Source organism: Nocardia sp. NPDC127526 (assembly GCF_042672265.1).
Classification (GTDB): domain Bacteria; phylum Actinomycetota; class Actinomycetes; order Mycobacteriales; family Mycobacteriaceae; genus Nocardia.
Genome location: NZ_JBHXVO010000006.1, coordinates 317771 through 341269, shown reverse-complemented (window position 1 = coordinate 341269; position 23499 = coordinate 317771). Strand labels below are relative to the sequence as shown.

At 69.1% G+C, this 23499-nt stretch carries 18 protein-coding genes, 1 other RNA gene and 1 pseudogene; 9 read left to right on the top strand and 11 right to left on the bottom strand.

Annotation, left to right across the window (positions count from 1 at the left end):
* Nucleotides 1-18: 18 nt before the first annotated feature.
* Nucleotides 19-2025, bottom strand: coding sequence for a protein kinase (locus tag ACFVIV_RS14720; RefSeq protein WP_379196296.1), 2007 nt, complete (start codon nt 2023-2025; stop codon nt 19-21).
* Between the two features lie 173 nt (nt 2026-2198).
* Here ACFVIV_RS14720 and ACFVIV_RS14715 point away from each other — a divergent pair, with 173 nt between their 5' ends.
* The 4 genes from ACFVIV_RS14715 to ACFVIV_RS14700 all read left to right on the top strand — a co-directional run bounded on the left by ACFVIV_RS14715 (nt 2199) and on the right by ACFVIV_RS14700 (nt 5861).
* On the top strand, nt 2199-2531 hold the full coding sequence (locus tag ACFVIV_RS14715) for a glyoxalase superfamily protein (RefSeq protein WP_379196294.1): 333 nt from the start codon (nt 2199-2201) through the stop codon (nt 2529-2531).
* A 114-nt stretch (nt 2532-2645) separates the two neighbouring features.
* Nucleotides 2646-3941, top strand: coding sequence for a hypothetical protein (locus tag ACFVIV_RS14710; protein ID WP_379196292.1), 1296 nt, complete (start codon nt 2646-2648; stop codon nt 3939-3941).
* A 194-nt stretch (nt 3942-4135) separates the two neighbouring features.
* Entirely contained in the window at nt 4136-4714 is a 579-nt protein-coding gene (locus tag ACFVIV_RS14705) for an ESX secretion-associated protein EspG (RefSeq protein ID WP_379196290.1), read from the top strand.
* A gap of 472 nt (nt 4715-5186) precedes the next feature.
* Complete coding sequence (locus tag ACFVIV_RS14700; protein WP_379196288.1) at nt 5187-5861, top strand: YoaK family protein; 675 nt, start codon at nt 5187-5189, stop codon at nt 5859-5861.
* On the opposite strand, the gene ACFVIV_RS14695 is transcribed toward ACFVIV_RS14700, so the two are convergent.
* The 3 genes from ACFVIV_RS14695 to ACFVIV_RS14685 all read right to left on the bottom strand — a co-directional run bounded on the left by ACFVIV_RS14695 (nt 5858) and on the right by ACFVIV_RS14685 (nt 12273).
* On the bottom strand, nt 5858-8872 hold the full coding sequence (locus ACFVIV_RS14695) for a bifunctional [glutamine synthetase] adenylyltransferase/[glutamine synthetase]-adenylyl-L-tyrosine phosphorylase (RefSeq protein WP_379196286.1): 3015 nt from the start codon (nt 8870-8872) through the stop codon (nt 5858-5860). The genes ACFVIV_RS14700 and ACFVIV_RS14695 overlap by 4 nt on opposite strands.
* Before the next feature lie 275 nt (nt 8873-9147).
* The gene (locus ACFVIV_RS14690; RefSeq protein WP_379196284.1) at nt 9148-10488 is read right to left on the bottom strand and encodes a glutamine synthetase family protein; all 1341 of its coding nucleotides are present in this window, start codon (nt 10486-10488) and stop codon (nt 9148-9150) included.
* Between the two features lie 264 nt (nt 10489-10752).
* A complete protein-coding gene (locus ACFVIV_RS14685) occupies nt 10753-12273 on the bottom strand; it encodes an alpha/beta fold hydrolase (RefSeq protein ID WP_379196282.1) in 1521 nt (506 codons plus the stop codon).
* 279 nt (nt 12274-12552) lie between these two features.
* Between ACFVIV_RS14685 and panB the strand changes: the two genes are divergently transcribed.
* The 4 genes from panB to ACFVIV_RS14665 all read left to right on the top strand — a co-directional run bounded on the left by panB (nt 12553) and on the right by ACFVIV_RS14665 (nt 15867).
* Nucleotides 12553-13407: a 3-methyl-2-oxobutanoate hydroxymethyltransferase gene (gene panB, locus ACFVIV_RS14680; protein ID WP_379196388.1), complete on the top strand. Its 855-nt coding sequence runs from the start codon at nt 12553-12555 to the stop codon at nt 13405-13407.
* Nucleotides 13408-13537: 130 nt separating this feature from the next.
* Nucleotides 13538-14017, top strand: coding sequence for a hypothetical protein (locus ACFVIV_RS14675; protein ID WP_379196280.1), 480 nt, complete (start codon nt 13538-13540; stop codon nt 14015-14017).
* On the top strand, nt 14017-14973 hold the full coding sequence (pip, locus tag ACFVIV_RS14670; protein WP_379196278.1) for a prolyl aminopeptidase: 957 nt from the start codon (nt 14017-14019) through the stop codon (nt 14971-14973). The genes ACFVIV_RS14675 and pip overlap by 1 nt, the downstream gene beginning before the upstream one ends.
* Nucleotides 14974-15867, top strand: coding sequence for a CHAD domain-containing protein (locus ACFVIV_RS14665; RefSeq protein ID WP_379196276.1), 894 nt, complete (start codon nt 14974-14976; stop codon nt 15865-15867).
* A 10-nt stretch (nt 15868-15877) separates the two neighbouring features.
* On the opposite strand, the pseudogene ACFVIV_RS14660 reads toward ACFVIV_RS14665, so the two are convergent.
* From ACFVIV_RS14660 to rnpB, 5 genes and pseudogenes are all read right to left on the bottom strand, one after another.
* Nucleotides 15878-16387: pseudogene (locus ACFVIV_RS14660) on the bottom strand (Uma2 family endonuclease); the annotation flags it as partial.
* A 66-nt stretch (nt 16388-16453) separates the two neighbouring features.
* Entirely contained in the window at nt 16454-17926 is a 1473-nt protein-coding gene (locus ACFVIV_RS14655) for an RNB domain-containing ribonuclease (protein WP_379196274.1), read from the bottom strand.
* Between the two features lie 17 nt (nt 17927-17943).
* Nucleotides 17944-18276, bottom strand: coding sequence for a hypothetical protein (locus ACFVIV_RS14650; RefSeq protein WP_379196272.1), 333 nt, complete (start codon nt 18274-18276; stop codon nt 17944-17946).
* A 422-nt stretch (nt 18277-18698) separates the two neighbouring features.
* Entirely contained in the window at nt 18699-19712 is a 1014-nt protein-coding gene (locus ACFVIV_RS14645; protein ID WP_379196270.1) for a slipin family protein, read from the bottom strand.
* A gap of 90 nt (nt 19713-19802) precedes the next feature.
* Nucleotides 19803-20211: RNase P RNA component class A (gene rnpB, locus ACFVIV_RS14640), an RNA gene on the bottom strand.
* Between the two features lie 30 nt (nt 20212-20241).
* On the opposite strand from rnpB, the gene ACFVIV_RS14635 reads away from it, so the two are divergent.
* Nucleotides 20242-21129, top strand: coding sequence for an alpha/beta hydrolase (locus ACFVIV_RS14635; RefSeq protein ID WP_379196268.1), 888 nt, complete (start codon nt 20242-20244; stop codon nt 21127-21129).
* A gap of 11 nt (nt 21130-21140) precedes the next feature.
* On the opposite strand, the gene ACFVIV_RS14630 is transcribed toward ACFVIV_RS14635, so the two are convergent.
* Nucleotides 21141-22097, bottom strand: a complete 957-nt coding sequence (locus tag ACFVIV_RS14630) for a YihY/virulence factor BrkB family protein (protein ID WP_379196266.1) — start codon at nt 22095-22097, stop codon at nt 21141-21143.
* A 68-nt stretch (nt 22098-22165) separates the two neighbouring features.
* Nucleotides 22166-23437, bottom strand: a complete 1272-nt coding sequence (locus ACFVIV_RS14625; RefSeq protein ID WP_379196264.1) for a bifunctional RNase H/acid phosphatase — start codon at nt 23435-23437, stop codon at nt 22166-22168.
* Nucleotides 23438-23499: the final 62 nt, after the last annotated feature.

Sequence of the window (23499 nt, the reverse complement as noted above, 5' to 3'; positions counted from 1 at the left end):
TATCCCCCGGTTTATCGCTCAAAGTCGCAGTCTCGCAACGACGGCGCGATGATCGGTGCCGGGGATGGTGATCGATCGGATTTCGGTGGCGTGCCCGCCCGCGACCAGCACCCGGTCGATGCCGATGAACGGGCCGGAATCGGTCAGCGCGCCCATGGAGTCGCCGTCCGGCCAGGTCGGCAGCGCGCCGACGCCGAGCAGTTCGGCGGAATCGGCGTAGCGGCCGCGCAGCAGGTCACGGTAGGGGGCATGGTCGTAGGTGGCATTGAAATCGCCGCCGACGATGACCTTGCCCGGCGTCTGGTCAAGCAGATCGCGGATGGTGCGGAGCTCGCGGCGCCAGGCGTCGAAGTCCAGATTCGGTGGCATGGGGTGGAATTGGAAGACGGTGACCGGGCCGAGGTCGGGATGGATCATGGTGACGCGCACGTTCCGGTTCAGGAAGCCCGTGAGGTTCTCGGCGCCGGTCAGCTCGTAGCGGCTGAAGATGCCGCCGCCCGCGCCGCCGCCGGCGGTCTCCACGTAGTAGTACGGCAGTTCGTCGAGGAGCCCGGCCGCTTGCAGGCGCGGGAAAGCCTCCGATGTGAGTTCCTCCAGGGTCAGGACGTCGATCTCATTGTCCCGGACGGTCTGTACGACGGCGTCCACATCCGCGCCGCCGAAGAGCAGATTCGACTGCATGACAGCCACATCCACGCCGGGCGGCGCGGAACCGTCCGGCAGGGCCATGGGCAGTTGCGACCAGACGGCGGCGGCCGTCACCAGCAGTGCGGCCAGGGCGCCGCGCCAGCGCCGGGCGAAGGCGAACAGCACACCGGCGATCGGGGCGGCGACCATGAGGTAGGAGGCGAAGGACGCGGCCAGCACGAAGGTCATGTACGGCCACGAACCGTAATGCAGTGCGACACCGGCAATGCCGGTCAGCAGTGCGATCCAGGCGAAGAACGCCAGGATCCGCCGGGGCCAGCTGCGGGCCGGATGCTTTTCGGGCGCACCGCTTCCCGCGCCGGGCGGGCCTCCCGCGGGTGGATCTCCGACGGCTACTCCGCCGCCGGAGAACGATTGATGCGCGACCCCAGCTTGGCCGTCTCGACCGCCCGGGAACGAACCACTGTGTGCGGCAGTGCCGTTCATCGGGCCGGCGGTCCCGGCACCCTGTTGGGCAGCGAGCGGGGTGTGCACCGGGTGGCCCGCAAGGGCCTGCTGCGCGGCGATGGCGAGATCGGCGCAGGAGGCGAAGCGGTGATCCGGGTTCTTGGCCAGCGCCGCGGCAATGACGGCATCGAAACCGGCGGGCAGACCGGAGCGCAGGGAACTCGGCTGTGGCACAGGAAGATTCAGATGCCCGTGCAGCAGCTGCCCCGCATTGTCGCCCGGATACGGCGGCGTGCCGGTCAGCAGGTGATAGAGGGTGCCGCCGAGGGCGTACACATCGGCTCGCCGGTCCACGCCGCGCGTGGTGTCGAACTGTTCCGGTGCGGCATACCGGAAGCTGGCGTACAGCTGCCCGGTCCGGGTGGCGTCGCCGACTTGATCGAGCACCTTGGCGATACCGAAATCGGCGAGAAAGACCTGCTCCCCGGCGCTGCGCGCCAGCAGGATGTTCGCGGGTTTCACATCACGATGCAGCACCCCGGCGGCATGCGCGTGATCCAGCGCACGCGCGACCTGCGCAATGACGTGCACCGCCCGATCCGGCTGGACGGGCCCGTCCCGCAGGACCGCCGACAGATCCGTCCCGTCGACGTACTGCATGGCCATCCACAACTGCCCGTGCTCCTCGCCGCGGGCGTACACGTCGACGATATTCGGGTGTGCCAGCCGCGCCACGGTGTCCGCCTCGCGCAGGAACCGCATCCGCACGTGCGCATCATCGGAGACCCCGCGCCCGAGCACCTTCAGGGCGATCATGCGCGGCAGATCCCGGTCCTGCGCGAGATAGACCTCCCCCATCCCACCCGCCCCGAGCAACCGCTCGATTCGATAGCCGGCGAAAAGCTGACCCTGCGCCAGCACTCGAACCACTCGCCACCTCCACCTGATCGCCGACCACCCTACCTGGAGCGCGGCGCCTCGCCGGTCCGCTCACGACCTGCCGGGCAATGCCCCTGCACGCCCGGCGGCGGTCGTGGCAGAGTCGATCGCGTGGGCGCAGACCGACGCCGCTCGCCAGAACCGCCACCGTGAAAGGACACACCGTGAACGAGGCCGTCATCCCGATCCTGCGCGTCGCCGATGCGGCGGAAGCAGTCCGCTGGTACGAGCGTCTCGGTTTCACCAAGCAGTGGGAGCACCGCTTCGAACCCGGATTCCCCGCATTCGTCGAGGTCGCCCGGGGCAAGGTGGCGCTGTTCCTCTCCGAGCACACCGGCGACGCCCGTCCGGACACCCTGGTGTACCTGCGCGTCCGCGATATCGACGCCATCGCAAAGGAATTCGGCGTCGAACCCGAAGAGATGCCGTGGGCGCGGGAGATCGAGCTGAAGGATATCGACGGGAACCGGCTGCGCATCGGCACGCCGACCGACTAGGCATCCGCACCCGCCTCCCGAACGAATCACCACCGATCCGGGCGCGCACCGGAACCGGGTGCCGATTCCGCGCGTCCAATTCCGGTGAATGGCCGAGGCGACGGGAGGACGCCGATGGATCCGGAGGCATTGCGCCGCACCGCACAACAGAGCCAGCGCGGGGCGGAACAAGAACAGCGGCGGATATCGGGCAGCGCGGTGGACCCGGATTACGTGCAGCGCCTGGAACATTTCGGCGGCCTCTCGCACGAGCGTATCTACGCCTGCGTCCAAGCCATGAATCCAGGCGACATGCACGCCGCCGCCGAGCAGTGGGTGGATATCGCGGACAACCTCTGCGGTGACATCCACGGCCTGATCATCACCGTGCAGGGCGCACTCGCCGACGGTCTCACGGGCCGCATCGCCGACGCGGCCGAAATCGCGGCCCGCCAATTCGCGAGCCAAGCCATGGACGTGGCGGAGATCCTGCACAGCACCGGCCATCGCATGACAGCCGCCGCCTACGGAGCCGAAGCCTTACGAAAAACCGTTCCCCCACCCCCGGCCCCCCTGCAAGGCGACCAATCCGACCCCACCGCAACCTATCTCGCCCTGATCCTCGGCTCACCCGGCGACACCCACACCTTCGAAGCCGCCCGCGAGGAGCAGTATCGCCTCGCCCTCGCCGCCCTGGAATCCAACTACGTCCCGATCTACCCACCCGCCGGGTCAGGCGTCCCCGCGTTCTCACCCATAGAGATGCCCGGAGCGAACGGTGACGACTCCGCAGGCTCTGCGCCCGACTCCTCCGGAAGCCTCGCCACCTCACCCGCATTCGTGAGCCCCGTTCGGCCGCGCCTCGACCCCTCCGAACCGATCGGCTACGACGGCACGAACGGCTCGGCCACCAGCCCCACCGCCGCAACGGCCGCCGCCCCGGAACCGGCCCCCGCGCAGTCGATTCCCCGCGCAAGCCATGCCGATATGGACTCCTACTCCCCATCGCGCGATCGCGAAGCGACCACCAAACCCGCAAGCATCGCCGACGGCGGCCGCCCGCTTTCCCCACTCACCCCGGTCCCGACGGGCACTCCGTCCACCCCCGGATCCCCCGGCGGCACTCCGTCCCCACGCGACCCCGGCCGCAGCCTCCCCGGCCCCGCCAACCCCGGAACGCCCTCCACCCCACCCCTTTCCAGCACTCCCCCACGCACCGCAAACCCCGCCATGGGCTGGATGCCCGGCATGTACCCACCCGCGGCCCGCCCCACCACCGACTCCGACACCGCCCACACCACCCCCGCCTGGCTCATCCGCAACCGCGAACAGGAGCTCCTCGGCACCCCTCCCTCAGCCGTCCCCACCGTCCTCGGCGCCGACATCCCCTGCGCCCGAACCGACCTCACCACCGAGGACGAACCAGTATGAAATCGCACCTCCCCCCTAACGACTTCATCCATCTCGGGCAAGAAGCCCGCACCGACCACAGCCCTTCCCCTCAGCTCGCCGCAGCCTCGTCACCTTCGCGAACCTCGCAGCAAAACCACACTCTCCCTATACCTCTCCGCCACCCGGCGGTATCCCCTCGCCCGAACCAATCACACCACCGAGGAAGAACCAGCGTGAAATGGGAACTCACCCCCGACGAATTCATCCACCTCTGGCAGGAAACCCGCACCGACCGCTACCCGTTTCCCCTGCGCCTGCGCTCGTCCTGCGTCTGGCAGGACGACCACGATCACCTCACTCGTGCCTTGTCCGCCCGCCACCCCGTCGGCGCAGACCGCGACCTCACCACCGCCTTGCACCTCGCGGCCAACCCCGCAATCTCGCTGTCCCTCACCGGCACCCGCCGCCACCCGCTGCGCGCCTACGCCGCCATCGACAGGAATGCCGCTGTTACGTTGGTCCAGCGTCCCAGTCGGGACACCGACATCGGCGCGAACATTGTCATCGAGGCGGGTACCCCTGTCCTCGTGCCGAAAGTGTTCACGGCCGTAGCGGGTCCCACTCCCGCAGGGCGCCTGCCCGCTCACACCGAAAGCCGCGAATCCCTCCGCCGCCTCCTCGAATCCACCCTGCCTCCAAGCCACCCGCAGCCGGGCTTCGAAAACTGCTCACCGCCCCGCGAGGCGCAACCGGCCACATCGCAGTCCACCACGCCCTCCGAACCCCGACCCCCGCCCCGCCCGAATATCTGAGCTGGTTCGACGTCACCGCCGACGGCCGCTACACCTACCGCTACAACGGCCAGCGCTTCGCTATATCCCCGTGTACCCCAACAACTCTCACGGAGGAACTCACCCGCCTGTGCACTCCACCCGCGGCCGCGCGCTGACCGTCGATCAGCCTCACCCCCGCAGGGCGTGCCGCGACGTCATTACCCCGCTGGAGCGTTTCACGTCTCGTTCTCGGGGTTTGATCTTTGAACGTAACCACGGCCGGTCTCCCCGTACGAAAGGTGCGATACGGCTCCCGACCGGGGAGCCGGCGCCGGGTACGGCAGGCGAGGTGACCCCTCTTCCTTGTAGCTCTGCGCACGCAAGAGAACGAAGTCTTCTCTCGACGCAAGCTCACCGGTGCACCGGCCGACCGCGAATCGAAGGCCGGGGTGACAGGCACGACAGCGCAGGTCCGTGGCCGGACCGAGGGCGTTGGGTACGGTTCGACGCTGTGACCCCCGATGACGTTGTCGTCCCGGCCGATATCCCGTCCACGAATCGGCTGGCGTGGCTGGTGGTACTGGCCGGTGGGGCGGGTGCGCTGGATGCGCTGGTGTTCACCCAGCTCGGGCAGGTCTTCGCGAGTGTGGTGACCGGGAATCTGGTGTTGCTCGGCATTGCAGCGGCGGAGTTGGGGGCCAGCGAGATTCGGCTGCCGGCGCTCGGGTTGGGCGGTTATCTCGTCGGGATACTGGTGGCCGCCGCATGGTGTCGGCGGCCGGACTCGACGGGGCGGGTGCGGGCCGGACGGGTGCGGGTGTGCCTTGCGGCGGAGGCCGTCCTCGTCGCGGCAATCGCCATTGGCTGGGGCATCGCCGGAGGCGAGCTCACGGGCGGGTGGCAGTCGGTGCTCGTCCCGGTGGCCGCCGTGGCCATGGGGATGCAGTCCGCTGCCTTGCTGGCCGGCGGGCACGGCGCGCCGACAACGTATTTGACCAGTACGCTCACTGGCTTCGTCAGCGATATGGTCGCCGTGCGCAGCCTCGACCGGTCGGCGGCGGCGCGGCTGGCGGCGCTGGTGGCCGGGGCGATCGGCGGGATCGCGCTGCACAAGGTTGCGCCGGCATGGGCTTTCGCGCTGCCGGCGGTGCTCGTCGCGGCCGGGGCGGGACTGGCGGAGGGTTAGTTCTCGCCGCCGAAGACCCGCTCCACCACCGTTTTCGCGCGGCGGGTGACGCGCATGTAGTGGTCCAGGAATTCGCTGCCGTCGTCATTGGGCCAGCCGGCCACCCGGGCGATGGCCGAGAGCAGGCGGCCCGGACCGGGTAGCTGGTCGGCGGGTTTGCCACGGACCAGGACCAGGGCATTGCGGGCCTTGGTGGCGGTGAGCCAGGCGTCGCGGAGCAATTCGGCGTCGGCGGAGTCGATGAGTTCGGCCGCTTCGATGGCGTCGAGGGATTCCAGGGTCGAGGTGTTGTGCAGGGCCGGGACCTCGTGGGCGTGCTGGAGTTGCAGCAGTTGCACGGTCCATTCGATATCTGCCAGGCCGCCGCGGCCGAGTTTGGTGTGGGTGGCCGGATTGGCGCCGCGGGGTAGGCGTTCGGAATCGACACGGGCCTTGATGCGGCGGATCTCGCGGACCCCTTCGGGGGACATGCCGCCCGCGGGGTAGCGGATGGGATCGATGGTGTGCAGGAAGCGCACGCCGAGGTCACGGTCGCCCGCCACCTGGTGGGCGCGCAGCAGGGCCTGGACCTCCCAGGGCTGGGCCCATTGCTCGTAGTAGGCGGCGTAGGCGGCGAGGGTGCGGACGAGTGCGCCGTTGCGGCCCTCGGGGCGCAGGGCGGCGTCGACCTGCAGCGGCGGGTCGGTGCTGGGTGCGCCGAGCAGCCGCTGGACTTGTTCGGCAATGCCGATGGCCCATTTGACGGCGACGGTTTCGTCCTGCCCGGGGCGCGGGTCGCAAACGAACAGGACGTCGGCGTCGGAGCCGTAGCCGAGTTCCATACCGCCCAGGCGGCCCATGCCGATGACCGCGAAATCGGCGGGCGCGGGCTTGCCGAGCTCCACCTCGCTGGCGCGGATGGCGGCCTGCAGCGCGGCCTCGAGGGTCGCGATCCACACCGAGGACAGCGCCGCGCAGACCTGCGGGACGTCGAGCATGCCGAGCACGTCGGCGGAGGCCACGCGCGCCAGTTCGTGGCGGCGCAGTGAGCGGGCGGTCGCGACGGCGCGTTTGGGATCGTTGTAACGACCGGTGCCGGAAAGGATTCCGCGCGCCACATCGCTGGGCGCGGGCGCCAGCAGCAGCGGACCGTCCGGTCCGTCGGCGTACATGCGGATGGTCTCGGGCGCATTGATGAGCAGATCCGGCAGGTACGCCGAGGAGCCGAGCACGATCATCAGCCGCTGCGCGATCGCGCCCTCGTCGCGGAGTTCGCGCAGGAACCAGATCTCGTTGTCGAGCCCCTCCGAGACGCGCCGGTAGGCGAGCAGACCCGCATCGGGATTCGGTGTCTCACCGAGCCATTCGAGCAGGGTGGGCAGCAGCAGCGCCTGGATGCGGCCCTTGCGCCCGACCTCACCGGTGAGCGCCTTCAGATGACCGAGCGCGTTCTCCGGCGCGACATATCCCAGCGCCGCCAGCTGCCGCACCGCCGCCTGCGGGCTGAGCCGCAGATTGTCGGCATCAAGGCGCGCAACCGATTCCAGCAGCGGCCGGTAGAAGAGTTTGGCGTGCAGCCGCCGCACCCGCATGGCATTGCGCTTGATCTCGCTGGTGAGCACCCCGACGGCGTCCTGCCGCCCGTCGGGCCGCATGTGCGCGGCGCGCGCCAGCCAGCGCATGCCCTCCTCGTCCTCGGGGGCGGGCAGGGTGTGGGTGCGCTTGAGCCGCTGCAACTGCAAGCGGTGTTCGAGCAGGCGCAGGAATTCGTAGGAGGCGGTGAGGTTGGCGGCATCGTCGCGGCCGACGTAACCGCCCGCGGCCAGCGCGGTCAGCGCCTCCACGGTCCCCTGCACGTGCAGCGATTCATCGGCCTTGCCGTGCACCAATTGCAGGAGCTGCACGGCGAATTCGACATCGCGCAGGCTGCCGTGCCCGAGTTTCAGCTCCCGCTCGCGCAGATCGGCGGGCACCAGATCCTCGACGCGGCGGCGCATGGCCTGCACGTCGGCGACGAAGTCCGGGCGTTCGGAGGCCGCCCACACCATCGGCATGAGAGCGTCGCGGTACTTCTCGCCGAGTTCGAGATCGCCGGTGGCGGGCCGCATCTTGAGCAGCGCCTGGAATTCCCAGGTGCGGGCCCAGCGCTTGTAGTAGGCGATGTGCGAGTCGAGGGTGCGCACCAGGGCGCCGGCCTTGCCCTCCGGGCGCAGTGCCGCATCGACCTCGAAGAAGGCCGAGCTCGCCACGGTCATCATTTCCGCGGCCAGCCGGGTGGCGGTGGTGTCGGCCGGTTCGGCGACGAAGATGACATCCACGTCGGAGACGTAATTCAGTTCCCGCGCACCGCATTTGCCCATGGCGATGACCGCCAGCTGCGACGGCACCGGCCGCTCCGCGCAGACCCGGGAAACGGCCACCGACAGCGCGGCGGTCAGCGCCGCGTCGGCCAGATCGGTGAGATGCCGGCCCACCCGCTGGTACGGCAGTACCGGTTCGTTCTCGACGGTGGCCGCCAGATCGATGGCGGCCAGCAGCATGAGCTGATCGCGATACTGCTTGCGCAACAGCGCGATAGCCTCCGGCCCGGAGATCCCGGCGCGGAACATCATGGGCCCGGCATTGGGCCCGGTCTCCGGTTCCGCCTGCACCGCGGCCAGCAGGTCCGCCAGCAACTCCTCGCGCGAGGGCAGATCGTGCCGCAGCGAATGCCAGGCCCCGGGGTCGGCCACCAGATGATCGGCGAACGCGCTGGAGGATCCGATCAGCGCCAGCAGCCGGCCGCGCAGCGCGGCATCGGTGCGGAGTGCGGAATCCAGGGCCTTCCAGTCGTTTCCGAGCCGTTCCCGTAAACGGATGAGCGTCAGCAATGCCAGATCGGCGTCTGGCGAGCGCGACAGCGCCCACAGCAGCGGAACGCTCTCTACGTTGTCCCAGGCCAACTCTCGCAGCGAGTCGGCGGCAGTCGGCTCGAGCAGGCCGAGCCTTCCAACACCTGGGACAGCGGAACGGGCAGTCGGTGGCCGGACCATGTCCATCAAATTACATGTCACCTACTGGGAGCGTCCTGGGCAACCCTCTCATATGGGACATCGTTGCCGGTTCGCCGCCGGGTTGATGCGGCGGAGGGAACTTCGCTGGGGTGGGGCGGAGGAGGAGGCTGCGGCGGTTTGCTTCGCAAGAGGTGTTGGGGCTGTGTTTGATCTGTGGGGGACACCCCCACACCCCCGCAGGGGCGCCGCCCCCGCACCCCCGCCGGGGCTGCGCCCCGGAACCCCCTTCTAGGGGAATCCGGGGACGGGGAGGGCTACAGGCCCAGGTACTCCTTGAGCTCGTAGGGGGTCACCTGGTTGCGGTAGCCCGCCCATTCGCGGCGCTTGTTGCGGAGGAAGAAGTCGAAGACGTGTTCGCCGAGGGTTTCGGCGACCAGTTCGGACTTCTCCATGTTCTTCAGGGCCTCGTCCAGGCTGGCGGGGAGTTCGCGGAAGCCCATGGCGCGGCGCTCGGCGGCGGTGAGCGACCAGACGTCGTCCTCGGCCTCCGGGGGCAGGGTGTAGCCCTTTTCGATACCGCGCAGGCCGGCGGCCAGCAGGACCGCGAACGCGAGGTACGGGTTGCAGGCGCTGTCGGGGCTGCGGATCTCGACGCGGCGCGAGGACGCCTTGTTCGGGGTGTACATCGGGACGCGGACCAGCGCGGAGCGGTTGGAGCGGCCCCAGGATGCGGCCGTCGGGGCTTCGCCGCCGTGCACGAGTCGCTTGTAGGAGTTCACCCACTGGTTGGTGACGGCGCTGATCTCGTGCGCGTGCTCGAGAATGCCGGCGATGAAGGCGCGCGCGGTCTCCGACAGGTTGATCGGATCGTCGGGATCGTGGAAGGCGTTCTGCTCGCCCTCGAACAGGCTCATGTGGGTGTGCATGGCCGAGCCGGGGTGCTCGGCGAAGGGCTTCGGCATGAACGTGGCGCGCACGTTCTCGTCGATGGCCACTTCCTTGATCAGGTAGCGGAAGGTCATGACATTGTCGGCCATGGACAGCGCGTCGGCGTAGCGCAGGTCGATCTCCTGCTGGCCGGGTGCGCCCTCGTGATGGCTGAACTCCACCGAGATGCCCATGGACTCCAGCGCGTCGATGGCGTGGCGGCGGAAGTTCGGGGCCTCGTCGTGCACGGCCTGGTCGAAGAAGCCGCCCTGATCCACCGGGATGGGGGTGGAGCCGTCCAGCGGGCCGGGCTTGAGCAGGAAGAACTCGATCTCCGGGTGCACGTAGCAGCTGAAGCCGAGATCGGCGGCCTTGTTCAGCTGACGGCGCAGCACGTGCCGCGGATCGGCCCAGGACGGGGAGCCGTCGGGCATGGCGATATCGCAGAACATGCGCGCGGAGTGCTGGTGGCCCTTGGAGGTGGACCACGGCAGCACCTGGAAGGTGGACGGGTCCGGCTTGGCCACCATGTCCGCCTCGGACACCCGGGCAAACCCCTCGATGGCGGAACCGTCGAAGCCGATGCCCTCCTCGAACGCGCCCTCCAGCTCGGCGGGCGCGATGGCGACGGACTTCAGATAGCCCAGCACATCGGTGAACCACAGCCGCACGAATCGGATGTCGCGCTCTTCGAGCGTGCGGAGGACGAATTCCTTCTGACGGTCCATGACCGCGAGCGTAGGGAACCGGAGTTAAATCCGTGTTACATGGGAGGACCAACTCTCGGGACTCTCAGGGGCTTCGCCCCCGAACCCCCAAGAACCAGTCGCTGCGCTCTCGGGGGCTGCGCCCCCGAACCCCGCCGAACCCGTCGCTCCGCCCGCGAGCGTCACGCTCCCGAACCCCTCGAACTCGTCGCTCCGCCCCCAAGCGCCACGCTCCCGAATCGTCGCTCCGCCCGCGAGCACGGGCGGAGCGGACCCGGGGCCGCCTCAGCAGGTGAGGCCCTGGGCGGGTTCTTTCAGGTCTACGAGGTAGGCGATCACCGGGTCGTCTACGCACGACTCGCCCGAGAGGGCGATGGTGTGGCGGGTGCCCTTGTAGGTGATCAGCGAGGCGCCGAGTTGGTCGGCCAGGTCGACGCCGGCCTGGTAGGGGGTGGCCGGGTCCTCCGTGGTGGAGATCACGACCAGTTTGGGGAGGCCGGGGATCGAGATGCGGTGGGGGGTGCTCGTATTGGGGACCGGCCAGGTGGCGCAGAGTTCCAGGGGGGCCGCGTCGCTGCCGTGGCCGTCGTCGATGAAGGGGGCCACGCGGCGGTATTCGGCATCCTGTTTGGCGGCGACGGCGCGGTCGGTGACGGGCGGGTCGTCGACGCAGCGGATGGCGTTGAAGGCGTCGCCGCTGTTGTCGTAGGTGCCGTCCTCGCGGCGGCCGTCGTACATGTCGGCGAGGGCGAGCAGGGTTTCGCCGCGGCCCTGGGCGAGTTCGTTCAGGCCCTTGGTGAGGGCGGGCCAGAAGCGGGTGGAGTAGAGGGTCTGCTGGACGCCGGTGATGGCGTCGCCGTAGTGCAGGCCGCGGCCGTCCTCGGTGGGAACGGGCTTGTCCCACAGCGGGTTCACGAGTTCGCGGAATTTGGCGACGGCCTGGGTGGGGTCCTGGCCGAGGGGGCAGGCGGGCTTGGTGGTGCATTCGGCGGCGTAGGCGTCGAAGGCCTTCTGGAAGCTGGCGGCCTGCAGCACCGATTCCTCGACCGGGTCCTGCTCCGGGTCGAGCGCGCCGTCGAGCACCATGGCGCGCACCTTGTCCGGAAACTTCTCGGCGTAGGAGTAGCCGAGGCGGGTGCCGTAGGAGTAGCCGACGTAGCTCAGCTTCTCGTCGCCGAGGGCGGCGCGGATCACGTCCATGTCCTGCACGACCTCGCGGGTGCCGACGTGGGCGAGGAAGTCCTTGCCGGTGCGCTCGACGCATTTGTCGGCGTACTGCTTGTTGTCGGCCTCGGCGGCGGCGATGCCGGCGGGTGAATTGTCGGTGTTCGGTTCGGCGCGTTCGGCGTCGTTCTCGGTGGCGGTCAGGCAGGTGATGGCGGGCAGCGAGGCGCCGATGCCGCGCGGGTCGAAGCCGATCCGGTCGAAGCGCTCGGACAGTTCGGTGCCGTCGGCGATGCCGGCCATGGACAGGCCGGGCACGCCCGGACCGCCGGGGTTGAACAGCAGCGAGCCGATCTTGCTGCCGGTGGCCTTGATTCGCGAGATGGCGATCTGCGCCTGCGCCCCGTCCGGATTCTCGTAATCCACCGGCACTTTCACGCGCGTGCACAGGGCGTCGGCGGGCATCTCCTCCTCGACGAAATCGGCGCAACTCCCCCAATCCAGTTTCTGGCTGTAGTACTGCCCGAGTCCCGCGGGTGAGGTGGCTGTCGGGTTCCCGTCCACTGCAAGGGAGCAGGATGTCGCCGCCAGCGCCAGTGCCAGCGCAAGGAGCGCGGCCCGGCCGGTTCGCATCAACGCCATGCCCCGATCGTGCCATCCCACGTTTCGCACCCCTGCATCCCTCCGGTTACCGCGCACGTCTCCTGATAGATCGCGCCCGCTCCACATACCCGCAACGAGCGGGACATAACGGAAGGAGTTCGAAGCCGGACCCGGCCCGGCTGTCCCACCCCGGCGAACCCCGCGAAGTGTGAGGAAATCCATCCTCGAGCAGGGCGCTGCCGGTGGCACACTGAGGAACGTCAGACAAACCCGGGGACCCGCGCATGGGCCTCGAGGAACGACGAAAGAGGGACGATGATGTCCGTATCCGATGCGGAAACCCCTGCCTACGGCGCCGCACCGACCAAGACTCCCGCGAAGCGCAAGACGCGCGTGCATCATCTGCAGCAGATGAAGCAGGCCGGTGAGAAGTGGTCCATGCTCACCGCCTACGACTACTCCACGGCCCGGCTGTTCGAAGAGGCCGGCATTCCGGTGCTGCTGGTCGGCGATTCGGCCGCCAATGTCGTCTACGGCTACGACACCACGGTCGCGGTGTCGGTCGACGAGCTCATTCCGCTGGTGCGCGGCGTGGTCAAGGGCGCGCCGCACGCGCTGGTGGTGGCCGATCTGCCGTTCGGCTCCTACGAGTCCTCTCCGGAGCAGGCGCTCGCGACGGCCGTGCGCTTCATGAAGGAGGGCGGCGCGCACGCGGTGAAGCTGGAGGGCGGCGAACGCGTCGCCGACCACATCCACAAGATCACCGCCGCCGGCATCCCGGTCATGGCGCACATCGGCTTCACCCCGCAGAGCGTCAACACCCTGGGCGGCTTCCGGGTGCAGGGCCGCGGCGACGGCGCCGAGCAGCTCATCGCCGATGCCATCGCGGTGCAGGAGGCGGGCGCCTTCTCGGTCGTGATGGAGATGGTCCCGGCCGAGCTGGCCGGTCAGGTCACCCGCAAGCTCACCATCCCGACCGTCGGCATCGGCGCGGGCGCGGACTGCGACGCGCAGGTGCTGGTCTGGCAGGACATGGTCGGCTACACCAGCGGCAAGACCGCCAAGTTCGTCAAGCAGTTCGGCAATGTGGGTGGCGAATTGCGCAGCGCCGCAGCCACTTACGCCGACGAGGTGCGGCGCGGCGTGTTCCCGGGACCGGAACACAGCTTCTGATCGAACCCGAGCGCCCGCTTTCATAGCCTCTCGCTATGAACGCGGGCGTTCGGCGTGCATACCCGGGCTCCGGCGAGAAATCGGTGGCAGACTCGATTCCACAGAGTCGTCGATCGATCAAAGGGAACCAATGTCGAAAACCCGTTGGACGAGCATCCTCCGGAACCGGCGTACGCCGTTGTTGCTGGTGGCCACGGCGGCGGCCGTCGCCCTGACCGCCGGCTGTGGAGGCGGTACGACCACCGGGTCCGGGCAGCCGAGCGGGTCGAGCGCGCCCAGCACCTCGAAGGCGCCGACCACCGGCAGCACATCGGGCGCGCCCACCACCGAGGGCGGCAAGGTCAGCGTCTCCGATGCGGCCGCCGTGCAGCTCTGCGATCTGATCCGCCCGCAGCTCTCGGATTGGCGGGTGCAGGGCCCGACCCTGGGCTCCATCGCGCTCAACACCACCGTGCACGAGTGGGCGCTGCGCAATGGCGGCATCAATGTGCAGGTGCTGGGTGACAAGGACGTGGTGGATCGCCTCATGATCGCCAACTGCCCGGACGTGCGGGATCAGGCGCTGTCGGCGTTGAACCTGCAGACCATGGCCTCGGGAATCGCGTTCTGATGCGCACCCTGTATCCGCCGATCGAACCGTACGAGCAGGGCCTGCTCGATGTCGGCGACGGCCAGCAGATCTATTGGGAGGTCAGCGGGAATCCGGCCGGCAAGCCGGTGGTGTTCCTGCACGGCGGGCCGGGCGGCGGCACCGCGCCGTTCCATCGGCAGTTCTTCGATCCCGAGGCGTACCGGATCGTGCTGTTCGATCAGCGCGGCTGCGGGCGGTCGGTGCCGCACATTGCCGACGGGGCGACGCTGGAGGCCAACACCACCTGGCATCTGGTGCGCGATATCGAGGCGCTGCGCACGCATCTGGGTGTGGAGCGCTGGCAGGTGTTCGGCGGCTCCTGGGGTTCGACGCTGGCGCTGTCCTATGCGCAGACCCATCCCGACCGTGTCACCGAGCTGATCCTGCGCGGCATATTCCTGTTGCGGCGCAAGGAAATCGACTGGTACTACAATGGTGCCGCGGGATTCGTGTATCCCGACGAGTGGGAGAAGTTCCTGGCGCCGGTGCCGGAATCCGAGCGCGGCAAGGATCTGGTCGAGGTCTACCACCGCTTGCTACATTCCTCCGACGAGAAACTCGCCACCGACGCGGCGGTCGCGTGGTCAACCTGGGAGGGCGCGACGAGTTCCCTGCTGCCCCAACCGGATCGGGTCGCGGAATCGGCCGATCCGCGCTTCGCGCTGGCCTTCGCCCGCATCGAGAACCACTACTTCCAGCATCGCGGCTTCCTCGACGAGGGCCAGCTGCTGCGCGATATCGACCGCATCGCCCACATTCCCGGCGTCATCGTGCAGGGCCGCCACGACATGGTGTGCCCGGCCGTGAGCGCCTGGGACCTGCACCGGGCCTGGCCGAATTCGGAACTGCACCTGGTCCCCGACGCCGGCCACGCCGCCGCCGAACCCGGTATCACCCACCACCTGGTGGAAGCCACGGACAAGTACAGGACATAGATGAGCACCACAGCCGGTCCCGCCCTGATCGCCGCCCTCAACGACGATGTGGACCGGCTGTGCGATGCCGAACCCGATGTGCGCGCGGACCTTCCGGACTCGGTGCACCAGATGCGCGTGGCGACCCGGCGCCTGCGCAGCGTGCTGCGCTCCTACCGGCAGCTGTTCCACCGCAAGCAGGTCACCGAGATCCGCGACGAATTGCGCTGGCTGGCCGGGCTGCTCGGCGTCGCCCGGGACGCCGAGGTGCGCGCCGACCGTTTCGCCGCCCTGCTCGGCCAGAACGGCGTCCCGTTCGACGAGAAGACGGTCCCCCTGGGCGAGAAGTCCGCACCCCACCCCGATTTCGGCGCCCAGCTGATCGCCGAGCAGCGGGCCCGCTACGCCGAGGGACACCGGGAAGCGGTGCGGGCCTTCGACAGTCGCCGCTACCGCACCCTCACCGACCGCCTCCACACCATGGTCGACGACCCCACCCTGCGCCCCGCCCACGCCGACAAACCCGCCGCCGATTTCTTCACCAGCGTCCTCAAACACGACTTCCGCGACCTACGCCGCCTGGTCCGCGCCGAACCCGCCCTCTCCGAAGCCGAGCGCGTGGAACACCTGCACGACATCCGCAAGGCCGCCAAACGATTGCGCTACTCCGCGGACGCCGCCGCCAAAATCCTCGGCGATCCGGCCACCACCCTGTCCAAGAACGCCAAACGCCTGCAAACCGTCCTCGGCGACCACCGCGACGCCATCGAAGCCCTGGAAACCCTCCGCACCCACGCCGCCGACGCCGACGAAGCCGGCTACCAACGCCTCTGCGACGCGGAGGAGGCGGCCGCCGCCAAGGCCTTGGAGCAGTACCCGGCGGCCATCGAATTCCTTCGCCACCGCCCGCTCTGACCTCCGCCGATCACATGCTGTCGATTTCCGCGAGATCGATATCGATTTCGAAGGGGACGCCCAGCAGCAACCTGTCGTGGTGAATCCCGGTGAGGGCATAGCAGCCGGTCGCGGGATCGAGCTCGTAGACATAGACCACCGCCCGACCGTGGGCATTCTCCACTCGCCAGAAGTGGGGGATCCCGGCCTTCGCATACAGTTGCGGCTTGCGTTCCCGGTCCCGGTAGCGGGACTCGGGTGACACCACTTCGACCGCCAGCAGAACATCATCGGCCGTGTAGGTCGTCAGGTCGGGACCACCCACCCGATCGGCGCGTACGGCGATGACATCTGGTTCCGGCCGTTGATCCCGGCCAAGTGTGACGGTCATTTCGCGACGAATTCGCATTGATTCCGGCGCCCGGCGGCGCAGCGCGGATTCGAACATGCTCACCGCCAATACGCGGAACTGCGCCTGCGGACTCACGAAAACGAGACTCCCGTCGATCAGCTCAGTGTGCGGCGGCAGATCGGGCAGTCGGTCTAGATCCTCGGCAACGAACCCCCCCGGGCGGCGGGCGCAGCCACTGCGGAAACGGTTCGACGGTCATGGCTTCGAGTATGGCACCGAGCCCCCGCCGGGCTCGGCTGGGAAGGCGAAGGTGACGGTGCGGGTGGTGGGGTCGGAGACGGTGAGGCGGACTCGGACCTGTTTGCCTTCGGGCGGGGAGCCGGTGCACTTGGACAGCACGGGCGGGTCGGAGACGAAGATTTCGGCGGGGCGGGTGCCGTTGGCTTCGCGGAGGACTACGGCGTCGAAGTCGGTGCCGAGGCGTTGGGCCAGGACGGTGGATTCGGTGAGGTCGAGGCAGGCGCGTTCGACCTTGCCGGCGGTGGCGTCGCTGCGGCGCATGGTTTCGGCGGCGGTGGTCAGGCCGTCGCGGACCCATTGGGGGACGGGGGTTTTCGCGCAGTGGGAGAGGCAGATTTCGGTGGCGTAGCGGTCGGACAGGCGGCGGAGGGGGGCGGTGACGTGGGCGTAGGGAGCGCCGATTCCGCTGTGTTGCACCGTGTCCGGTTCCTGGCCGTTGAGGAGGGTGTAGGAGGCGCCGCGGAGCAGGCCGGTGGCCTCGGACATGAGGACGAGGGCCGGTGGGGTGTTCGGGTCGAGGCCGGCGAGCATGCGGCCTACGGGGACGTCGGCGGGCCAGTCGACGCCGACGGCGGCGGCGGTGCGGCGCATGGATTCGATGGTGGCGGGGGCGGGCGGGGGCATGGTGCGCAGCAGGCCGAGGTGGTCGGAACCATTGCCGTCGAGCATGATTCGGGCGGCGCAGATGCCGGTGAGCAGGGAGACCTGTTCGTTCCAGTCGTCGGCGGCGGTGCGGGGTTCGATCACCAGCTGCCAGTGGTTGTCCTTGCCGTCCTCGTCGTGGCGGACGACGCTCTGGGCGGGCAGGCGCAGGCTGATGGCGCCGCGCTGCAATCCCGCCTCGATGCGCAGCCGGCCGAACTCCGGCAGGGCGGTGATGGACGGGTGCAGGCGGCCGGCGTCGGCGTCGGCCTGCACGGTGGTGTAGTCGAGGCGGGCGCGGGAGCGCACCAGGGCGCGCTCGACCGAATACCGGCGCGGCTCGGCGTTCTCGTCGAGTTCGATGGTCCACAGGGCGGCGGCGCGGTCGACGTCGGGCAGCAGGCTGGCGCGATCCTCGGACAGGACCCGGGGATGCAGCGGCACGGTGCCGTCGGGGAAGTAGAAGGTCTGGCCGCGGGCCAGGGATTCACGGGCGAGCGGCCCGTCGGGTGTCACGAACGCGGCGACGTCGGCGATCGCGTAGTGCAGCAGGAACCCGGTGGCGGTGCGCTCCAGATACAGCGCCTGATCCAGATCCATGGCGCCGGGCGGGTCGATGGTGACCAGCGGAATGTCACGCCGGTCCGTTCGGGACCCCGCGAACGCGTCCACCGCGTCGCGGGCCTCCGAGACGGCCTCGGACGGGTAGTCCGAGGCCAATCCGAATTCGGTTCGGACGGCGCCGAAATCGACCGGCGCCGACACGATCCTCTGATGCAGTTCCACTGCGCTGTCGCTGTCCCTTACTGCAGGGCCAGCATGGTCCCGTTCAGCTGATCGAACGGACCGTACACGGTGAACACCACCCGGCCGGCCGGATACTGCGACGACAGGATCGCCGCCGAATCCAGCGAGGCGCCGAACGATGCGGCCGAGGGATGCGGCAGGCCCGCGATAGCCATACCGAGGTGGTTGTTCGCCACCCACTGCGTATCCGCGGGGCTGAGATCAACCTGCCATCCACCCGGCAGCGGGGTCACCGCGACCGCCGAAGCGGATCCGGCGCCCAGCACAACCGAAACGGAAGCAGCAGCGGCGAGGAGCGCACCCGCTGCCAGTTTGCGAGCAATTCGCATATAGACGAGACCTGCTTTCCGACGTTCGTTGACACCCTTGCCCGTTGCCCTTCGCAACGGAACTTTCCAACGCGCAACACTTTATGACGACGATCACGTCCGGGGCCAGTTCCGAGCAGATCGCCCGCTCGACACGCCGAGCCGCGCCGATACGAATCATGTGGCGCGTCGCCATTGTCGTCCAACCCGGCGGTTTGTGCACATCGTTACGGGAGCGGCGTCGCTCACGCCGCCCGCACAGGCGCCCGCGGCGGCGCGCCTTACCCACCGCCGCGCGCCGCTAAACCCTTCGCGGCCCGCCTATCTGCCGCGAATCCCGTCCGGCAGCACCGCCGACAGCCACTTGAACAGATACGCGATGCCGAACAGCACGAGCACCGCCAGCGGCTGGATCAACATGGACACCGACATCGATCCGCACCTCATCCTTCATTGCCGGACGCGCCGGGATCCGCTGCCCGCGGCGGCGCCGCTTTGTCATTCGAATTGGCTATTACCGGCTGGGTGTCCCGCCCGTCCGGTTTGGCTCCGGAGGGCAGTTCCGCCGGAGTAGATTCGCCGAGCGCGGCCGGGGAACCCGCGCGCCCAGGATCGTTTGCCACGGCCGGGAATTCCGCGCCCGTGACCGATTCGGCTGTGCCCGTCTCCGGCTCGGCAGCACCCTGCGCGCCCGCCGAGGGGCCCGGCGTCGCCCGCTCCAGGAACCGCAGCAACTCCACCGGGAAGGGCAGCACCAGCGTCGAATTCTTTTCGGCCGCAACCTGTACGACCGTCTCCAGCAGCCGCAGCTGCAGCGCGGCCGGGGACTGCGACATGCGGGCGGCGGCATCGGCCAGCTTCTGCGAGGCCTGGTATTCGCCGTCGGCGGAGATGACCCGGGCGCGCCGCTCGCGTTCGGCCTCGGCCTGCCGCGACATGGAGCGCTTCATCGAATCCGGCAGCGCCACATCCTTGATCTCGACGCGATCGATGTGCACGCCCCAGCCCAGGGCGGGCGAATCGATCATCAATTCCAGGCCCTTGTTGAGCTGTTCGCGATTGGAGAGCAGATCATCGAGATCGCTCTTGCCGATCACCGACCGCAGCGAGGTCTGCGCGACCTGGCCGACGGCGTACAGATAGTTCTCCACCTCGACGATGGCGCGCAGCGGGTCGATGACGCGGAAGTAGACGACGGCGTCGACCCGCACGGTCACATTGTCGCGGGTGATGCCCTCCTGCGCGGGCACCGGCATGGTGACGACCTGCATCGACACCTTGCGCATCTTGTCCACCGCCGGGATCAGCAGCCGCAGTCCCGGATCCCGCACGGCGCGGACCCGGCCGAGCCGGAACACCACGCCACGCTCATATTGGGTGACCACCCGCATGCCCGCGCCGATTGCCGCCGCCGCCCCGGCCAGCGCTCCGGATGCGATAAGTATGAGTATTTCCATCGCGTGCCCCGCGAATTTCCCGCAGTGCCACGGATATCGGACCGCGGCCCACCATCCATCATGCACCCGGGCGGGGCCCCCGGAAAGGGGCGGACGAGTCGGTCTGTAAGCCGGATCCTGTCCCCGGTGCGAGCACCGGGTGGCGACCATCCATCTGGACACACCGTTGCCGGGTGCCTCGAGCAGTCCACCCGCAGGCTCGGGCGAGCAGCCCTCGAACGCCTGCGCAGCCGCACTCTCGCGAATGCGACCTTCGACCTTGCTCCGGGCGGGGTTTACCGAGCCGCGCCGGTCACCCGGCGCGCTGGTGCGCTCTTACCGCACCGTTTCACCCTTACTGGTGTCACCACCAGCGGTTTGTTTTCTGTGGCACTGTCCCGCGGGTTGCCCCGGGTTGCCGTTAGCAACCGCCCTGCTCTGTGGAGTCCGGACTTTCCTCGGCGACGGGCGGCGGCATTGGCATGCCCGTTCCCTTCGCCGCGGCCGCCCGACCGACTCGTCCGCGGGACCCAAGGTACCGTAATGGGCCATGGAGCGTGTCGAGGTGGGGTTCCCCTCCGGTGGTGATGAATGTGCGGGCTGGCTGTATCTCCCGGACGGCCCGCCCAGACCCCGCCCGCTCGTCGTCATGGGACACGGCCTAGGAGCCGACCGGGAAATGGGCTTGGACCGCTACGCGCGCCGGTTCGCCATGGCGGGAATGGCGGTGCTGGTCTTCGACTATCGGGGGTTCGGGGCGAGCGGCGGGGAGCCGCGGCAGGTGATCAATATCGCGCGGCAGCGCGAGGACTGGCATGCGGCCATCGCCTACGCGCGCACCGTCCGGGGCATCGACGCGACGCGAATCGCGCTGTGGGGCAGTTCCTTCGGGGGCGGGCACGTGCTGTCGGTGGCGCCGGACGATCATTACATCGCCGCGGTGGTGGCGCAGTGCCCGTTCACCAGCGGGTGGTCCTCGGCCATGGCGAAGGGGCCGATCAGCCTCACCAAGACGGGCACGATCGCGCTGACCGACCTGATCATCGGGCCGATCATCCGCAAGCCGATCAAGGCGCGGCTGGCGGGCAAGAAGCATTCCGCCGCGCTCATGAGCGCCGCCGACGTGCCCGAGGGGTTCGGCCGGCTGGCCGAGGAGAGCAGTCAGTACCGGCCGAAAGTCGCTGCCCGGGTGGGTGTGTCGACGATCTTCGACTCCCCCGCGCGGCGCACCAAGGACATCAAGGCGCCGGTGTTCTACGCCATCTGCGACAACGACACCGTCGCCCCGGCGGGCCCGACGCTGAAGGCCGCCGAACGCACCAAGCACGCCGTCGTGAAGCGATACCCCATCGGGCACTTCGACATCTACTTCGACGACTGGTTCGAGAAGGCCGTCTTCGACCAGACCGAATTCCTGAGCGCCGTCCTGCGGCCGTGATCGCCCGCGCCTCAGGATTTCTCGTCATCGGCGGGATCGCGAGGCGGTAGGAACGGTTCCTCCTCCGGCGGCAGGCCGCGCTCGATGCCGCGGGCCCGCGCCAGCTCGGCGTCGAATTCCGCGCCGAGCAGGACGGCGATATTGGTGAGCCACAACCAGATCAGGAACACCACCACGCCCGCCAGCGAGCCGTAGGTCTTGTTGTAGGAGCCGAAATTCGCGATGTAGACGGTGAATCCGGCCGAGGCGACCACCCACACCAGCACCGCCAGCACGCTGCCGGGCGTCAGCCAGCGGAAGCCCAGCTGCCTGGCATTCGGTGCGGCCCAGTACAAGAGGGCGAAGACGAGGCTGATCAGGACCGCGAGCACCGGCCATTTCACGATGCCCCACACCGTGACCGCCGTCTCCCCCAGCCCCAGCCAGTCGCCGATGCGGTCGGCGAGCCCGCCCGTCACCACCACGCCCACCAGGGTCGTGGCGAGCAGCAGGACCAGCAGCGCCGTCAATCCGACCCGCAGGGGCAGCAGCTTCCACAGCGGACGGCCCTCGGGCATCTCGTAGATGGCGTTGCTCGCGCGCATGAACGCGCCGATGTACCCGGAGGCCGTCCACAGGGCGATGAACACCCCGGCGATGGCGAGCGGTCCGGCCAGCGGCTTCGCCTGCTGCAGTTCCTCGATGGAAGACACGACCAGATCGGTGCCGCTACCCGGCCCGACACCCCGCACGGTGTCGACCAGCGATTGCGTCGGCTCCGGCCCGAGCAGCCCGAGCACGGCGATGAGCACCAGCAGTCCCGGGAAGATCGACAGCACACTGTAATACGTCAGCGCCGCCGCCCAATCGGTGATGTTGTCCTTCTGGAACTCGGCGGCGGTGCGCCGCAGCACACCCCACCACGACCGCCCGCTCAGATCCGACGGACCGTGCGGCGCTCCGGACTCGCCCACAACCGCTTCCCGCATGTGCGTCACCTCCGACGCCGCCGACATACCCGGCGGCGCCGGCCGCAAACACCGGCGTCAGGCGGTGATCACAGGTAGGAGGTGTCGTTCACCAGCCGCACCGAGGACCCGCCGTCCGGGTAGAACTCCGCGATCGACAGCGACGCCAGGTCCAGGTGCAGCCGATACAGCAGCGACGGCCCCACACCGAGAGCCAGTTGCAGCAGCGTCTTGATCGGCGTGACATGGCTGACCACAAGCACATTCGCGCCCGGATACAACGCCACCAGATCCCGCCGCACCCCTTCGACGCGCTCCCGCACCTGATCGAAGCTCTCCCCGCCCGGCGCCGGCAGCGACGGATCCCCCAGCCACCGCGTGTGCAGCTCCGGATCCCGCTCCCGCGCCTCCAGGAACGTAAGCCCTTCCCACTCCCCGAAATCCGTCTCGATCAACCCGTCCAGCACGCGCACGGGCAACCCGAGCGCCTGCCCCGCGGCCTCGGCCGTCTCCCGGGCCCGGCCCAGCGGCGAGCATACGATCGCCTCGATACCGCCCTTGGCGGCAAGCATTTTCGCGGCGCGCGCCGCCTGCTCCCGGCCCAGCGCGGTCAGAGCCGGGTTTCCCCGCCCCGAATACCGCCGCTGCACCGAGAGTTCGGTCTGCCCGTGCCGCAGCAGCAGCAATCGGGTGGGCCGCCCGACCGCCCCGGTCCATCCCGGCGCGGCGGCACGCTGATCGGCGGGGGCCCCAGCTCCTACGGAAACCGTCGCCGCACCGCCTGCCGAAGGGATCCCGGTCGAGCTGCTCTCCACGCCACCCGCGCCGACCGCCGAGTTGCCTTCGGAGCCTGTCGAGTCCGCACTGCCGGGTGCCGAGCCCACCACCGTCGGCGCGCCGGCGGCCGCGGACGACTCCTGCGTCGACAGGGCGGTCCGCACCTCGTCGACGAGATGCGCGTCGTCCATGGCCTCGTTGGCCAGGCGGTCGGCGTACGAGTTCTCCTTGCGCGGAATCCACGCGTAACTCACCCGGTCGAACCCGGCCACCAGCTGCCGGGCCCGCTCGGCGAGCGGAATCATGGCCTCGTGCTTGATCTTCCAGCGCCCGGACATCTGCTCGACCACCAGCTTGGAGTCCATGCGCACCGACACCTCGCGCGCCCCCAACTCGGCCGCCGCCTCCAAACCCGCGATCAGGCCACGGTATTCGGCCACATTGTTGGTGGTGACGCCGAGGAACTCCTTGCGCTCGGCCAGCACTTGCGTTCGGTCGGCATCCCACACCACCGCGCCGTAGCCGGCCGGCCCGGGATTACCGCGCGAGCCGCCGTCCGCTTCGACGATCACCTTGTCCGTCACCGCTCACCCTCCATGCCGGCGGGCGACCCGGAACTCGCGGGCCGCCAGTGCATTCCGACCTG

Bases quoted from the DNA above. Each gene is read 5' to 3' on its own strand.
- ACFVIV_RS14710 (WP_379196292.1), top strand. From the start codon at position 2,646: ATGGATCCGGAGGCATTGCGCCGCACCGCACAACAGAGCCAGCGCGGG.
- ACFVIV_RS14695 (WP_379196286.1), bottom strand. From the start codon at position 8,872: ATGGTCCGGCCACCGACTGCCCGTTCCGCTGTCCCAGGTGTTGGAAGG.
- ACFVIV_RS14690 (WP_379196284.1), bottom strand. From the start codon at position 10,488: ATGGACCGTCAGAAGGAATTCGTCCTCCGCACGCTCGAAGAGCGCGAC.
- ACFVIV_RS14685 (WP_379196282.1), bottom strand. From the start codon at position 12,273: ATGGCGTTGATGCGAACCGGCCGGGCCGCGCTCCTTGCGCTGGCACTG.
- panB (WP_379196388.1), top strand. From the start codon at position 12,553: ATGTCCGTATCCGATGCGGAAACCCCTGCCTACGGCGCCGCACCGACC.
- ACFVIV_RS14675 (WP_379196280.1), top strand. From the start codon at position 13,538: ATGTCGAAAACCCGTTGGACGAGCATCCTCCGGAACCGGCGTACGCCG.
- pip (WP_379196278.1), top strand. From the start codon at position 14,017: ATGCGCACCCTGTATCCGCCGATCGAACCGTACGAGCAGGGCCTGCTC.
- ACFVIV_RS14665 (WP_379196276.1), top strand. From the start codon at position 14,974: ATGAGCACCACAGCCGGTCCCGCCCTGATCGCCGCCCTCAACGACGAT.
- ACFVIV_RS14650 (WP_379196272.1), bottom strand. From the start codon at position 18,276: ATGCGAATTGCTCGCAAACTGGCAGCGGGTGCGCTCCTCGCCGCTGCT.
- ACFVIV_RS14645 (WP_379196270.1), bottom strand. From the start codon at position 19,712: ATGGAAATACTCATACTTATCGCATCCGGAGCGCTGGCCGGGGCGGCG.
- ACFVIV_RS14635 (WP_379196268.1), top strand. From the start codon at position 20,242: ATGGAGCGTGTCGAGGTGGGGTTCCCCTCCGGTGGTGATGAATGTGCG.
- ACFVIV_RS14630 (WP_379196266.1), bottom strand. From the start codon at position 22,097: ATGCGGGAAGCGGTTGTGGGCGAGTCCGGAGCGCCGCACGGTCCGTCG.